At 65.1% G+C, this 14,065-nt stretch carries 12 protein-coding genes; 6 read left to right on the forward strand and 6 right to left on the reverse strand.

What is annotated here, in order from left to right:
* Positions 1-135 precede the first annotated feature (135 nt).
* Positions 136-2,388 carry a putative PEP-binding protein gene (locus AC1DWU_RS11370; protein ID WP_477150092.1) on the forward strand — a complete coding sequence of 751 codons (2,253 nt, stop codon included), beginning with the start codon at positions 136-138 and terminating at the stop codon, positions 2,386-2,388.
* Positions 2,389-2,623: 235 nt separating this feature from the next.
* Positions 2,624-3,652, forward strand: coding sequence for a cell wall hydrolase (locus AC1DWU_RS11375; RefSeq protein WP_477150093.1), 1,029 nt, complete (start codon positions 2,624-2,626; stop codon positions 3,650-3,652).
* A gap of 249 nt (positions 3,653-3,901) precedes the next feature.
* Here the strand turns inward: AC1DWU_RS11375 and AC1DWU_RS11380 are convergent, their stop codons facing one another.
* The 6 genes from AC1DWU_RS11380 to AC1DWU_RS11405 form a co-directional block, all read right to left on the reverse strand.
* A complete protein-coding gene (locus AC1DWU_RS11380; RefSeq protein ID WP_477150094.1) occupies positions 3,902-4,504 on the reverse strand; it encodes an NAD(P)H-dependent oxidoreductase in 603 nt (200 codons plus the stop codon).
* Positions 4,501-5,910 carry an FAD-binding oxidoreductase gene (locus AC1DWU_RS11385; RefSeq protein ID WP_477150095.1) on the reverse strand — a complete coding sequence of 470 codons (1,410 nt, stop codon included), beginning with the start codon at positions 5,908-5,910 and terminating at the stop codon, positions 4,501-4,503. Before AC1DWU_RS11385 ends, AC1DWU_RS11380 begins: the two co-directional genes overlap by 4 nt.
* 3 nt (positions 5,911-5,913) lie before the next feature.
* Complete coding sequence (locus AC1DWU_RS11390) at positions 5,914-7,230, reverse strand: cytosine deaminase (RefSeq protein WP_477150096.1); 1,317 nt, start codon at positions 7,228-7,230, stop codon at positions 5,914-5,916.
* A gap of 2 nt (positions 7,231-7,232) precedes the next feature.
* Entirely contained in the window at positions 7,233-8,105 is an 873-nt protein-coding gene (locus AC1DWU_RS11395; protein WP_477150097.1) for an ABC transporter permease, read from the reverse strand.
* Positions 8,105-8,869, reverse strand: coding sequence for an ABC transporter ATP-binding protein (locus AC1DWU_RS11400; protein ID WP_477150349.1), 765 nt, complete (start codon positions 8,867-8,869; stop codon positions 8,105-8,107). The genes AC1DWU_RS11395 and AC1DWU_RS11400 overlap by 1 nt, the downstream gene beginning before the upstream one ends.
* A gap of 126 nt (positions 8,870-8,995) precedes the next feature.
* A complete protein-coding gene (locus tag AC1DWU_RS11405) occupies positions 8,996-10,000 on the reverse strand; it encodes an ABC transporter substrate-binding protein (protein WP_477150098.1) in 1,005 nt (334 codons plus the stop codon).
* Positions 10,001-10,230: 230 nt separating this feature from the next.
* On the opposite strand from AC1DWU_RS11405, the gene AC1DWU_RS11410 reads away from it, so the two are divergent.
* The 4 genes from AC1DWU_RS11410 (at position 10,231) to osmF (ending at position 14,044) form a co-directional block, all read left to right on the forward strand.
* Positions 10,231-10,620 carry a RidA family protein gene (locus AC1DWU_RS11410; protein ID WP_477150099.1) on the forward strand — a complete coding sequence of 130 codons (390 nt, stop codon included), beginning with the start codon at positions 10,231-10,233 and terminating at the stop codon, positions 10,618-10,620.
* A gap of 14 nt (positions 10,621-10,634) precedes the next feature.
* Positions 10,635-11,429 (forward strand): creatininase family protein, encoded by a 795-nt coding sequence (locus AC1DWU_RS11415; protein ID WP_477150100.1) that lies wholly within the window; start codon positions 10,635-10,637, stop codon positions 11,427-11,429.
* 53 nt (positions 11,430-11,482) lie between these two features.
* Positions 11,483-13,036 (forward strand): aromatic amino acid lyase, encoded by a 1,554-nt coding sequence (locus tag AC1DWU_RS11420; protein WP_477150101.1) that lies wholly within the window; start codon positions 11,483-11,485, stop codon positions 13,034-13,036.
* Positions 13,037-13,135: 99 nt separating this feature from the next.
* A complete protein-coding gene (gene osmF, locus AC1DWU_RS11425) occupies positions 13,136-14,044 on the forward strand; it encodes a glycine betaine ABC transporter substrate-binding protein OsmF (RefSeq protein ID WP_477150102.1) in 909 nt (302 codons plus the stop codon).
* The last annotated feature ends 21 nt before the right edge of the window (positions 14,045-14,065 follow it).

The raw sequence follows: 14,065 nt of genomic DNA on the forward strand, positions 1-14,065 counted from the left end.
CCCGGGCAAGTCAAGGTAGCAATGCCGCGACCCAAGGGCACGGGCAACGGTGCGTCAAGCCGATCACAAGTGATCAGTTGCGGTGCAACGGCCTGAACGGCAATATGTTTCGCAACTTGGCGGAAGGTGTCCCCGGTGACCCTGGCAATGGAGATGTTCGCGATCGCGCCCGCCACGGGCAAGGCGAACCTTTCCTCGATCCAGGACGGGTTGCTGGTCGGCAAGGCTTTGTGGCTGAGCCGCGCTGCCGAAGCCGGGTTGCCCGTTGCCCCGACCATTGTCATCAGCCGCGCCGCCTGGAACGCCCTGCAGGAAGAGCGCAAGGCGAAGGACGACCGGCTGCGCATCCATTGGGTGGCGACGCTGTTCCGGCTGGTTGGCCGCGATGGCCGGCCGCCTGCGCTGGTGGTGCGCACGTCGAGCGCGGCGCACAGTTCGGGCCTGATGCCGGCACGGCCGGGGCTGAGCCCGCCTGCCAACGAGGCCGAGTCCGTCGACCCGGCACGGCCGTTGGCAAAGGCCATCTCGGATGCCTTTGCGTCCTACGCCACATTCGATCCGCGCCCGGAGCGGCAGATCGTCATTGTCCAGGCAATGGCCGACGGGGACGTTCGGCAGTTCCTCACTCGCGACGCGCAGACGGGAGTGCTTGGCCCGGCGCCAGTCAATGGCACGCCGTTCGGTCCCTTGCCGCCTTCTGCAACGGCGTTCGTCGATCTCCTGGATGCGGCGGCTGGGCAGCATCTGAGCTGCCTAGTGTCAGTGGAGGGCGACACGGTCCGCCTGCTTTCGGCTCGTGCCGCCCCGGCTTCGGCGGCGGCCGAACTCGAAGCCGCCGTTGATCGTGTGGCGCGTGGACGCTGGACGCAGCGCGAGGCAGTGACCCATATCGACCCGGCGCGCCTGCAGCAGATGCTGCATCCCCGGCTCCGCTCGCCTGAAAGCGCCGCGGTGCTCGCCACCGGACTTGGTGTCTCCCCGGGCGCCGCCAGTGGCGTCATCGTCTTCAACTCCGAGGATGCGGCGCGGATGAAGGCGCGCGGCCGGCATTGCATCCTCGTCGTCACCGAGACCGGCCCGACCGACATCGAAGGGATGAAGGCGGCGACCGGCATCCTGACCGCCCGGGGCGGCATGACCAGTCACGCGGGCGTGGTGGCGCGTATCACGGGCAAGCCCTGTGTTGCCGGCGTGCGGACACTGAGCGTCAACCAGGCGGAGATGACCTGCCGCATCGGCAACAAGGAATTCCGTCAGGGTGACCGCATCACGGTCGACGGCACCGACGGCTCGGTCTATCTGGGCGCCTTGCCACTGGCGCAGCCGCATATTGGCGGCGCGATGGGGAAGCTCCTGGGCTGGTCCGACGCCTCACGCCGGGTGAAGGTGCGGGCCAATGCCGAGACGGTGGAGGCGGTGAATACGGCGCTGAGCTTTGGCGCCGAGGGGATCGGCCTGGCGCGCTCGGAGCACATGTTCTTTTCGCGCGAGCGCATGGTGGCGTTGCGGCGGCTGATCCTGTCGGAAGATGCCGACGATCGCGCCAAGGCCCTGACCGGGTTGGTCGATTTCCAGACCGCGGACTATTCCTCGATCTTCCTTGCCATGAAGGGGCGGCCGGTAACCGTAAGGCTGTTCGATCCGCCGCTGCACGAGTTCCTGCCGCGTACCGACGAGGATATCGAGGAGACGGCGCAGTCGCTCGGCCTCGAGGTGCGTGCGCTTCGTATGCGGCTCGACCGTATTGCCGAGACCAACCCCATGTTGGGGCACCGCGGCGTGCGGCTCGCCATCACCTATCCCGAGATCCTGAAGATGCAGATCGAGGCGCTGTGCGCCGGCGTGCGTGCCGCTTCGGCCAAGCAGTCGGAGCCGGTGACGCTCGAGGTGATGGTGCCGTTCGTTTCCACTGTCAGCGAGGTGGTGGAGGTTAAGCGCCAGACCTACGCCATCGTCGAGCAGGCCGGGCTACCGCCGGCGGCCCGGGAGCGCTTCGCCTTCGGCACCATGATCGAACTGCCGCGCGCGGCGCTGCGGGCAGGGGACATCGCCGAACATGTCGACTTCTTCTCGTTCGGCACCAATGACCTGACGCAAACCACCTACGGCATCAGCCGCGACGATGCGCCGGCGTTCCTTTCGGCTTATCAGCGGAAGGGCCTCTACGACCTTGATCCGTTCGTCACGCTCGACCAGAAGGGCGTCGGCGAGATGATCACCATCGCGATCGAGCGCGGTAAGCGGGCGAACCCGAACTTGAAGATCGGCATCTGCGGCGAGCATGCAGGCGACCCGGCCTCGCTGTGGTTTTTCGCCCGGCTGGATGTGGATTACGTGAGCTGCTCGCCATATCGGGTGCCGGTGGCGAGGCTGACGCTGGCGCAATAGCCGGCAGCATTTACGTCAGCCCAGCTGCCCCATTTCGCCCGGATATAGCCCCTTCGTGGCCATCTCCGGCCCGTCCTGACGCCAAATTTCCCCTGTTTACGGTCGGCTAACCCTAAACCCGCATTATCGCGAAGGCCGGCATTTGCGTCACAGTTTATCTGAAATGCCGGCGCGTCGTTTGTTGCGTTCGCGTGGATAGTAAAGCGTTCTGATGGCCCCATACCGGACCACCCCGATGCGCCGTGCTCGCAATGAGCTCGCCGCACTCAAGGCATGCGCAGGTTTCGCGCTCGCAATTTTCGCCGTCGCCGGCTTGACCGGCGCCGCTCACGCCCCCGACATGGGGTCGAGTTCGGCATATGAGGCAAGCCTAACGCGGCCGAGCCTCAGTCGTTCCGGCACGGATGTGGTCATCACCGGCTCGATCGACAACATTTTCCTTTCGCAGAGCTTCGTCGGCGCCAATCGTGCGCTGAAGCAGGATCGGGCCCGCCCGGTGGTCCAACTGGCGGAACTGACCGCCAGCTTCGCCGATATCCGCGCCAAGATCGCGGCCGCACGCAACCCCAAGGGCACGGCTCCGGCGACCGTCGAGACGGCCAAGGCCGACCTTGCCACCTGGACCAAGAGCCAGGTGGAGGCCAAGGCCCCAGCCGAGATACCGGTAGCCGTTGCGGCCATTGACCCCGCGCTGACGACCCCCGCGCTCGATGCCATCGAAGGCCTTGCCGGCACCGGCAGCGATGTGCCGGTGCCCCACACGATGTCGGAGAAGCTCGCCTATGCGCGGGCCGACCTACCGGCGACGGTGTTCGACGGCTCGGTGATGAGCAAGCAGGGCAAGAAGGCTTCCGACAAGGAAGTCTGGTGCATGGCCACTGCGATCTATTTCGAGTCACGCGGCGAGAGCTATCGCGGCCAGGTGGCGGTGGGCCAGGTGGTGATGAACCGCGTTTACCACAAGCTCTATCCCGACACGATCTGCGGCGTGGTGTTCCAGAACCAGAGTAAGCGCAACGCCTGCCAGTTCTCCTTTGCCTGCGACGGCATCCCCGAGAAGGTGACCGACCAGAAATCCTGGAAGCAGGCCATGGCAATCGCCAAGGACGTGATCTCGGGCAAGGAATACCTGGCCGAAGTCGGCTACTCGACCCACTACCACGCCACCTACGTCTACCCGCATTGGGCGCCGCGCATGAAGAAGAACACCAAGATCGGCATGCACGTGTTCTACCAGTTCAAGCGCGGATGGAAGTTCGGCTGATAACTGGCTGTTTCTGAAGCGCGGCTGACTCGATGCCCCTCTCCCCCTTGGCGGGGGAGAAAGCGAAAACTTGGGCTTAGCGCAGCTAAGTCCTTAGTTTTCGCAAAGGGGGGTGCGGAGCCATCGTGCCCTCCACGATCCCCTCTCTTGCGATTTCTAAGGCTTAGCAGGCGCTAAGCCCAAGAAATCGCTTTCTCTCCCGCAAGGGGAGAGATGACTGAGGCATCGGTGCAAATTCGCCCAAAGCCCTCAGAACTTCGCCATCTCGCGCTTAACCTTCTCGATGAAGCCCTTCAGGCCCGCTTCGGTCTGGTTGTTCATGTCGTAGAGCGCCAGGTATTTTGGCGGCAGGAGCGTGCCGAAGGTGACCCAGGCCCAGCGCATGGCGAGGCGGCGGGGTGGATCGCCCATGATCATGGTGCGGAAGCGATCGCCGCCATAGGTGGTGATGTAGGCGACCTTCTTGATGTTCTTCATCGCCGGGACGAGCTTGCCCTTGTCATTGGCGTCGCCGCCTTCGAGGACGAACGAGACGCCCGGCAGGAAGATGCGGTCGAAGAAGCCCTTGAGGATCGCCGGATAGCCATAGTTCCACACCGGGTGGACGAAAACGATCTTGTCGCAGGCGCGGAGGCGGTCGACGTAGGGCTTGGTCAGCGGCGTCAGGTTCCCTGGCACGTCGTGGTAGCCGAGCCGTTCGTCGCGGCTCATCGCCGCGATGAAGTTGTCGTCATAGAGGTTCAGCGCATCAACCTCGTCGCCCTTCGCCCGAAGGGTTTCGCAGGTCGCGTTGAACAGCGCGCGGTTGTAGCTGGTCTCGACCGGATGGGCGTGGACGACCAGCACCCTCATTCGGCGGCGCCGCCGAGCGTGTAGAGGCCGGTGAACAGCCAGGTACGGCCGGATTCGAAATCGAAATCCGGATCGTCCCAGGCGATCATCTTGCCGGGGTTGAGGATGCCCTTGGGATCGGCTTCCTTCTTGAACTGCAGCTGCGCTCGGTCGGTCCGCTTCATGCCGCCCTCTTCGAGGGTGTAGCGGTGCGGGTTGAAGACCAGGCAGCCGTTCTCTTCGTGGATCCGGATGATCTCCTCGAGCCGCTCTTCCGAGGTGTAGCGGACGATGGGGAGGCCGGAGAACACGACGCGACCGTCGAAGCGGGTCATCTCGATATGCATCGGCAGCTCTTCGCCGAAGATGTCGATGATCTTCTTCACATGGTCGAGGTCGGGGTACTGGGTCTGCAGGTAGGTGATGGTCGGGTCGATCTTGAGGCCGCGGAGCGTCGTGTGGTTCCAGGCCAGCTCGTAGATCGGGGGCAGCTTGGCCTTTTCCTCGGGCGTCAGGGTGTCGGCGCGATAGAGCAGGTCGCCTTCGTGGAAGGCGACGAAATCGACCAGTGCGGGGACGGCTGCAGGAGCCGCCATCAGCAGCACGACCGATTGCTCGCGGCTGCGGATGTAGGGGCGGTGGCGGTTGAAATAGTCGTGCGCGATGGGCGCGGCGACCGGCGAGATTTCCTTGCACAACAGCCCATCCTGCAGCGCCACCTGCTCGGCGAAGGCGCAGGCTTCCTGGATGGTGTCGAAGCCCACCATCATGTCGACCCAGTCGTAATGCGCGGTCAGCGGCATCTCGGCTTCGACGATGATGCCGTTGGTGCCGTAGGCGTGGGCGACCTTGAGGATGTCGGGGCCGCGCAGGTCGAGCACACGCGGTTCGGCTTCGCAGGTGACGACCTTGAGGCCGAGGATGTTGCCGAAATTGCGCAAGCCGCCCCAGCGGATCGAGCCGACGCCGCCCGAGCCGCCGGCGATGAAGCCGCCCAGCGAGGCCATACGATAGGTCGAGGGGTGGAAGCGGAGCTCGCCGTTGACGGCGTGGATGGTCTGCTCGTCGAGCTGCTCGAGGATGACGCCAGCTTCGGCGCGCACCCGGTCCTGCTCGATCTTGATGACCTTGTTGAGGTTCATCAGGTTGAGCATGGCGCCACCCGACAGCGGCATGGCCTGGCCGTAATTGCCGGTGCCGGCGCCGCGCGGGGTGATCGGCACGTCGTACTTGAAGGCTTCGCGCAGCACGGTGACGACCTCGTCGACAGAGCGCGGCGAGACCACGATCTCAGCGGTGACGCCTTCGAGCTGCTGCTTCAGGCGCGGCGAATACCAGTAATGGTCGCGGCTCTTCTGCTGCACGATGCGCGGGTTGTCTTCGACCGGAATGTCGCCGAGAGCGGCGCGAAAGCCAGTGATATCCATGGTTTACTCCATCAGGTCGTCGAGTTCGCGATAGTCGGGAAGGCTCGTGTCGATGGCCTTGCCGGCACGAAGCACGATGCGGTCATGTTGCGGGCGGGCGTTGAGCTCGGTCCAGCTGCGGGCGCGGAACAGCACCAGGTCGGCGGGCGCGCCGGGCGCGATCACTGCCTTGTAGGTGAAGCCGGCATGCGCGGCAGGCGCTGAGCCGACGGCGCGCACCCAGTCCCACGCCTGATCCTGCGGGTGGTCGAACTGCAGGATGCGGGCGCCCTCGCGCAGCACCTCGACGCCGTCGAGATCGCCATAGGCGTAGAACGGGTCGCGGGTGTTGTCCGAGGCGATGGCGACGACGGCGCCAGCAGCCTTGAATTCGTTGAGGAGAGTGGCGCCGCGGCGGATCGGGGTGCGGACGGCGCCGTTCCCGTTGCTGCGGTCCTGCAGGTAGATGTTGCACATCGGCAGCGAGACGATGGCGATGCCGGCTTCGACGGCCTTGTCGATGGTGGTGCGCTGGGTGCGCTCGTCCTGCACGGTGAGGACGCAGCAATGGCCGGCCATCACCTTGCCGGTGTAGCCGGTCTCGAGCACCGCCTCGGCGAGATGCAGCAGGGCGTGCGCCGAGGGATCGCCGGTCTCGTCGGTGTGGAGGTCGAGATCGAGCCCGAGCTCGCCGGCCTTCTCGACCACGCGCAGCATGGCCTCCTTGGAGCGAGCATATTCGGCGACCGAGCCGCCGAGGATACCGCCCGAAGCCTTCACCTGCTGGGCGACAGCGTCGAGTTCGGCCGGGTTCACCAGCGTGTCCGGGCCCGTGATGGAGACGGCCTGCAACTCGATGCGGTCGGCCCAGCGCTCGCGCATCTGCTCGAACAGCGTCCAACTGATCTCGTGCTGGGGCGGGGCGCTATCGAGATGCGTGCGGATGGCGGCGGTGCCGTGCGCATAGGCACAGCGCAGGGCGAAATCCATCCGCCGCTCCATATCGGCGGCGGCCCACTTGCTTTCGCGATCGGCGCCGACGGCGAGCAGGGCGCCGAGCCAGGTGCCGTCGGGGTTTTCCTTGCGCGGCCAGATGTGACCCTTGTCGAGATGGGTGTGGATATCGACGAAGGCGGGGAGGATCAGGCCGGCATCGAGATCATGGCTCGGGCCGGTAACGGGGGCCGAGCCGGTGGGGCGGATGGCGGCGATGCGGCCATCCAGGATCTCGATATCGACGTTCTCGATGGCACCGCTGCCGGCCTTGCCCAACGCAGCGCTCGGGATCCGGGCGTTGCGGAGGGTGACATTGCCGGTTGCGAGGGCAGGGGTGCCGTGCACGCTCAATTCTCCCGCTTGATGGCGCTCTCGTGCCAGCGGTGCAAGGACAGCCAGGCAATGAACGAGGTGAGGCCAAAGATGGCGATGCCGGTGCCGGTGAGGAGGATCAGTGCTGCGAACAGCCGGGGGATGTTCAGCCGGTATTGCGACTCGAGCAGCCGGAACGCGAGGCCCGAGCCCTGGCCAGCGGTACCCGCGGCGAACTCGGCGACAACAGCTGCGATGAGCGCGAGGCCGCCGGCGATCCTGAGGCCCGCCATGAAGTACGGCAGGGACGCCGGCAGCTTGAGATAGATCAGCGTCTGCCAGCGCGAGGCGCCGTAGAGATCGTAGAGGTTGAGCAGGTTGTGATCGACGCTCTTCAGGCCCGTCACCATGTTGGAGAGGATCGGGAAGAACGCCACGAGGAACGCGATGATCAGCAGCACCGTCTGGGTGTCGGGCACATAGATCAGCAGCAGCGGGGCGATGGCGATGACCGGGGTTACCTGCAGGATCACCGCGAACGGAAACAGCGCCAGTTCCACCCACTTGCTCTGGACCAGGATGATCGCCATCGCGACACCGCCGATCAGCGCGAGGATCAGCGCGGTGAAGGTGATCCGCAGCGTCACCAGCAGCGAGGGGGCGAGCGTCGGCCAGTCGTTGTAGAGCGACGTCACCACGTCGCCCGGCGTCGGCAGGATGTATTTCGGGATACCGTTGAGCACCACGATCAGGTGCCAGGCGATCACCGCCAGCACCAGCATGGCCACCGGCACCGCGACTCGCAGCACGCGCTCGGTGTTGGAGGTGCGCGGGCGGAGGATGGCGACGGCGCTGTCGGTGCCGGCTTCGTCGTCGGTGTCGGGGGCGGTTTGCACGACGTTGCTCATCAGTGCGTCCCCCCACCGGCGTGAATGGCTTCGTGCAGTGCGTGCGACACCTCGTGGGTGGTGGCGCGGTACTCTTCCGACGTGCGGTATTCGGCGTTGCGCTCGCCGCTGGTCTTCAGCGGGATATCCGCGAACACCTGGCCGGGGCGGGCCTTCATCACCACGATGCGGTTGGAAAGGTAGGCGCTCTCGAACACCGAGTGGGTGACGAAGATGACGGTGACGCCCGACTGCTTCCAGAGCCGCAGCACGTCATCGTTGAGCTTCTGCCGGGTGATCTCGTCGAGCGCGGCGAACGGCTCGTCCATCAGCAGCAGCTTGGGCTTGGTGACCAGCGCGCGGGCAATCGAGACGCGCATCTTCATGCCGCCCGACAGCTCGCGTGGGTAGGCTTCGGCGAAATCGGCGAGGCCGACCGAGGCCAGCGTTTCCATGATGCGGGGGCGGGCGGCGGATTTGCTCACGCCCTCGAGGCGGAGCGGCAGGTAGACGTTGCCGAACACCGTCTGCCACGGCATCAGCGTCGGCTCCTGGAACACGAAGCCGACATCGCCCTCGGGCAGGCCTCTGGAATTGATCTTCGAGGATGGCCAGTCGATGGTGCCCGAGCTGGCGCCGCCGAGGCCGGCGATGATCCGGAGCGCCGTCGACTTGCCGCAGCCGGACGGGCCGAGCAGGCTCAGGAACTCCCCGCGCTCGACGTCGAGCGACATGTCCTTGAGCGCCAGCGTACCGTTGGAGAAGACTTTCGAGACGTTCCGCATGGAGACGACGGTGTGCGTCGATTTCGGTGCGGTCCTCGGCTCGGCGAGGGAAAGATCAGTCAATGCAGCAGCCCACGTTAGGGACGAACGGCGCGGGCGGAATTGCCCGCGCCGAGTAGGTTCTTCTTACTTCACCAGCTCTTTGCCAAGGCCCTGGCAGACCAGTTCAGTGGTATATGCCTGGGTGACGTCGATGCCTTCGGCGAACAGGCCGACCTTGACCATCTGGTCGTAAAAATCCTTCCAGCGCGCGTCGGTCATGCAGCCGATGCCGCCGGTCTCCGCGTCGCCGGAAACGACGATGCCGTATTCCTTCATCTTGGCGAGGCCGTACGCGAGCTGACCATCGGTCATCTCGGGATTGTCCTTCTTGATCAGCTCGTTGGCAGCGGCGTTGTCGCCGTAGAGGTAGTTGTACCAGCCAATGATCGATGCTTCGACGAAGCGCTTGGCCACGTCCTTGTTGGCGTCGTACCAGGGCTTCATGGTCTCGATCGTCGTCGAATAGGGCTGGAAGCCGTTATCGGCGAGCAGGAACACCTTGGGCGCCCAGCCGGCCTGCTTCTCGATCTCGTAAGGCTCCGAGGTCAGGTAGCCCTGCTGGATCGCCTGCTTGTCGGCGATGAACGGCGCCGGGTTGAAGGTGTAGGGCTCGAACTTCTCGTCAACGAAGCCCTCGTAGGCGGACTTCATCCAGCTGAAGTACGAGATGAAGCCATCCTTGGAGAGGATGTACTTCGACGCCTTGGCGAGATCGGCGAAGGTCTCGAAGCCCGCATCCGGATGGGCCAGCAGCACCTGCGGATCCTTCTGGAAGATCGAGGCGATCGTGATGGTGGGGATGCCTTCCTTGACCGCGTCGATCGCGGTGGTCGGGCCACCCATGTAGAAATTGATCTGCCCGCCGATCAGCAGCGACCGGTTGGCGCCCTGCGGCCCGCCTTGGCGGATGGTGACGTCGAGGTTGTACTTGGCGTAGGTGCCGTCGGCCACGGCCTGGTAGTAGCCACCGTGCTCCGCCTGGGCCAGCCAGTTGGTGCCGAAGCTCACCTTGTCCTGCGCGATGGCGCCGCTCATGCCCAATGCTAGCGTTACCACGCCGGCCGAGATGAGCTTGGTGAAGTCGATCATCGTTAGTCTCCCTGTTAAGGTATCCGCCGGGGCTTGTCCCCCGCCCGGCCGGTCGGCAAACTTCCATGCCCGCGGGCACACCAAACCATTCATTCCGCGCCGAAAAGCAAAAGAAAAGCCCAAAATTGCGCCATTCAGCAAAGTGCCGCCAGAATAGGCAATAAGGATTAGATTGGGGCTTTCATTCGCCCTCGTTTGACGCTTAGCTGAGCATACACACCGGGGGTCCTGTGCATAAGCCGCTTTCGCCTTCATCGATTCATCCGGCGTTTTCGCGCTACAGCCTCGGTGTCGAGGTCAGTTCGCGCTCGCGCTACGTCTTCTGTTCCGGCCAGGTCGGGATCACCGCTGATGGCGCGATTCCCCCCGATTGCGCCGGCCAGACGCGCGTCTGTTTCGACAACATTGCCGCCGTGCTGGCAGAGGCCGGCATGGGCTTTGGCGATGTGGTGAAGCTCAATGCGTTCGTTACCGGCCGCGAGCACCTGGCCGAGTACATGAAGGTGCGCAACGAGCTGTTTCCGGAGCCGTTCCCGGCCTCTACGCTGATGATCGTGACAGGATTCGCGCGGCCCGAATTCGTCGTCGAGATCGAAGCGGTCGCCGCGATCCCCAGCTGACTGAAAGACTTCACATGAGCTATCGCAAGATCTGGTGGAACGACTTCTCCGCCAACCAATTCCATGGCCTCGATCCGAACAAGACCATCGCGGTGTTCCCGGTGGCGGCGGTGGAGCAGCACGGCCCGCATTTGCCGGTGGGCACCGACACGATCATCAACCAGGGCCATCTCGACCTGTTGGTGCAGCGCGCGCCGGCGGATCTCGATATCCGCATCCTGCCGGTGCAGGCGATCGGCAAGTCGAACGAGCACATCTGGCAGAAGGGCACGCTGAGCGGGACCGCGACCAACCTGATCGATGCGTGGACGCAGATCGGGCTGGAGATCGCGCGGACCGGCATCAGGAAGGTGGTGTTCGTCAACAGCCATGGCGGGAACGTGTCGATCCTCGACATCGTGGCGCGTGAGTTGCGGGTGCGGCAGAACATGCTGGCGGTGAAGGCCGGCTGGAGCCATTTCTGGCCCAAGGACATCTATTCCGACATCGAGAACCGCTTCGGCATCCATGGCGGCGACAGCGAGACCTCGCTGGTGATGCACTTCCGGCCCGAACTGGTGAACCGCGAGGCGCTGCAGGATTTCCCGTCGGTCGCGCAGCGTGACGAGCAGGGCTACAAGTACATGCGGCCAACCGGCATGCTGAGCTATGCCTGGATCGCCAGCGACATCCACCCACTCGGCGCCGCCGGCGAGGCCAGCAAGGCGACGGCGGACAAGGGGCGGATCACTGTCGAGACGGCGGTGGACGGTTTCATCGAGCTGCTGCGTGAGGTGGAGCGCTATCCGCTGCCGGGGACGCGCGACTAGGGAAGCCGGCGCCTCCCATTGCGCGCCTGCCTTGCACCCGGTAATCCCTGCTGATGCAGCAGTTTCAGACGCAAACCGACACTCTATCGCTCAACGGCAAGCCACTCAGCTTCGCGAGCCTGGCGCGTATCGGCGCGCGTGCGGTTTCGCTCGAGGCCGATCCCGTCGCCATGGCGCGTGTCGACGTGGCGCGGAAGGTGGTCGACGACAAGCTCGCGCGCGGTGAGTCGGTGTATGGCGCCAATACCGGCGTCGGGGCGATGAAGGACGTCGAGTGGACGCCTGAGCAGCTCGAGACCTTCAATCTCGGGCTGGTGCGCGCCCACCATTTCGGCACCGGCGCGCCGTTTCCCAACTCGGTGGTGCGCAGCGCCATGGCGATCCGCGTCAACACGGCGCTGACCGGGCGGGTGGGGTGCTCTCGCGCGCTCGTTGACGCGTATCTGGCGCTGCTCGACAGGGATGTGGTGCCGGTGGTGCGGCGTACCGGCTCGATCGGCACCGCCGATATTGGGCTGATGGGCCAGATCGGCGCCGTGCTGACCGGCGTCGGCGAGGCGGTGTACCAGAACCGCCGGATGTCAGCCGAAGCCGCGCTCGCTGAGGCCGGATTGGCACCTTGCCGTATGGCGCCGCGCGACAGCCTCGCCTCGATCAGCGTCAATGCCGTTGGCTTTGCGGCCGCGGCCGAGGCGGTGCGTTCGGCAGCGTCGGCGGTGCGCATGCTGCTGGCGACGAGCCTCACCACGGCCGGCGCGTTGGGCGCGTCGCGTGACCCGTGGAAGGCCGTGGCGCATGTTGGGACGGAGCGGGAGGCCGAGATCGGCGCCTGGCTCTACCACAACGCCATGGGCTGGGACTGGCCGAACGCCACGCATGTGCAGGATCCGCTGTCGCTGCGCATGATGGCGCAGGTGTTCGGCTCGGTGTTCGACACGCTGCTGGTGGCGGGACGGACTGTGCTGGCCGCCACCGGCCGCACCGACGACAACCCGGTGGTGGTCGAAGGACAGGTGCTGACCTCGGGCGGATCGCTGCCGCTCGATGTGACGATCTATCTGCAGACCGCGCAACTGGCGCTGGCGCATGCAGCGCGCAACTCGTTCAACCGGTGCGTGCTGCTGAGCAACGGAGCGCGGCGCGACCTGCCGATCAACCTGGTGCCGCGCGGCGCGATTGCCACCGGCTTCGGCCCGATCATCAAGCTGGCGGGCGAACTGTTTGCGCGGGCGCTGTCGATGGCCATGCCGGTCTCGGCGCAATCGCTCGTGGTGGCCGCAGGGCTCGAGGACGAAGTGTCGTTCCTGCCGCTGGTGGTCGAGCGGTTGGAGCGGCAGGTGCGGGCGCTAAGGCGTCTCGCGGCGCTCGAGGGGCTGCTGGCGGCGCAGGCGATGGACATTCACGGCGACCGGCCGAGTGGCGTGCCGGGGATGATCTACGAGAAGGTGCGCAAGCACGCGGCGTTCTACGAAATCGACCGGCCACTTTCCGCCGAGGTGGAAATCATCGAAAGCGATCTCGGTTCCGAACAGGCAATGGCGGAACTGATTTCCCACGCACCCATTCCTGCACTGGACGAGTTTTTCGCGCTCGGCCCCGTCACGTAGCATGCCGGAGTATGACTTTTCCTTGGCGCCCGTATAGGTTTGGCACCAATTCCGGCCCTAGGGATCGTGCACGGCGGCCGGAACAATAAGGAGACCATCATGCTTTCGAAGAAACTGCTCGGCGCCGTTGCGGCGCTGGCCTTCACGGTGACCGCGGCCAACGCCCAGGTCGTCGTGTCGTCGAAGATCGATACCGAAGGTGGCTTGCTCGGCAACATCATCAGCCAGGTGCTGCAGGCCAATGGCGTCGCCGTAACCGAGAAAATCCAGCTCGGCGGTACGCCCGTCGTCCGCCAGGCAATTACCGCCGGCGAGATCGACATCTACCCCGAATACACCGGCAACGCCGCGTTCTTCTTCGAGAAGGCCGACGACCCGCTGTGGAACGACGCCGCGAAGGCCTATGAAGAGGCCAAGAAGCTCGACTACGACGCCAACAAGATCGTCTGGCTGTCGCCCGCTCCGGCCAACAACACCTGGGCCGTGGCGGTTCGCAAGGATGTGGCCGACGCCAACAAGCTCGCGACGTTCTCCGATCTCGGCAAGTACATTGCCGGTGGTGGAAACATCAAGCTGGCGGCCTCGGCCGAGTTCGTTTCGTCCCCCGCCGCCCTCCCGAAGTTCCAGGAAGTCTACGGCTTCACGCTGAAGCCCGACCAGCTGGTGACGCTCTCGGGCGGTGACACCGCGGCGACGATTGCTGCGGCCGCGCAGCAGACCAACGGCGTCAACGCCGCGATGGTCTACGGCACCGACGGTGGCATTGCCCCCTCCGGTCTGGTCGTGATGACCGACGACAAGGGCGTGCAGCCGGTCTACGAGCCGGCGCCGATCATCCGTGAAGCGGTGCTTAAGGCTAACCCGCAGATCGAAGAGCTGCTGAAGCCGGTGTTCGCCAAGCTCGACCTCGCGACGCTGCAGACGCTCAACGGCCGCATCCAGGTCGGCGGCGAAGCTGCCAAGGACGTCGCCATCGACTGGCTGAAGACCAACGGCTTCCTGAAGTAAGCCTTGGCGCAGACAGTGCAT

The organism is Devosia sp. P2_G7 (assembly GCF_056403495.1).

Bases quoted from the DNA above. Each gene is read 5' to 3' on its own strand.
- osmF (WP_477150102.1), top strand. From the start codon at position 13,136: ATGCTTTCGAAGAAACTGCTCGGCGCCGTTGCGGCGCTGGCCTTCACG.
- AC1DWU_RS11415 (WP_477150100.1), top strand. From the start codon at position 10,635: ATGAGCTATCGCAAGATCTGGTGGAACGACTTCTCCGCCAACCAATTC.
- AC1DWU_RS11375 (WP_477150093.1), top strand. From the start codon at position 2,624: ATGCGCCGTGCTCGCAATGAGCTCGCCGCACTCAAGGCATGCGCAGGT.
- AC1DWU_RS11380 (WP_477150094.1), bottom strand. From the start codon at position 4,504: ATGAGGGTGCTGGTCGTCCACGCCCATCCGGTCGAGACCAGCTACAAC.
- AC1DWU_RS11400 (WP_477150349.1), bottom strand. From the start codon at position 8,869: ATGCGGAACGTCTCGAAAGTCTTCTCCAACGGTACGCTGGCGCTCAAG.
- AC1DWU_RS11395 (WP_477150097.1), bottom strand. From the start codon at position 8,105: ATGAGCAACGTCGTGCAAACCGCCCCCGACACCGACGACGAAGCCGGC.
- AC1DWU_RS11405 (WP_477150098.1), bottom strand. From the start codon at position 10,000: ATGATCGACTTCACCAAGCTCATCTCGGCCGGCGTGGTAACGCTAGCA.
- AC1DWU_RS11420 (WP_477150101.1), top strand. From the start codon at position 11,483: ATGCAGCAGTTTCAGACGCAAACCGACACTCTATCGCTCAACGGCAAG.
- AC1DWU_RS11385 (WP_477150095.1), bottom strand. From the start codon at position 5,910: ATGGATATCACTGGCTTTCGCGCCGCTCTCGGCGACATTCCGGTCGAA.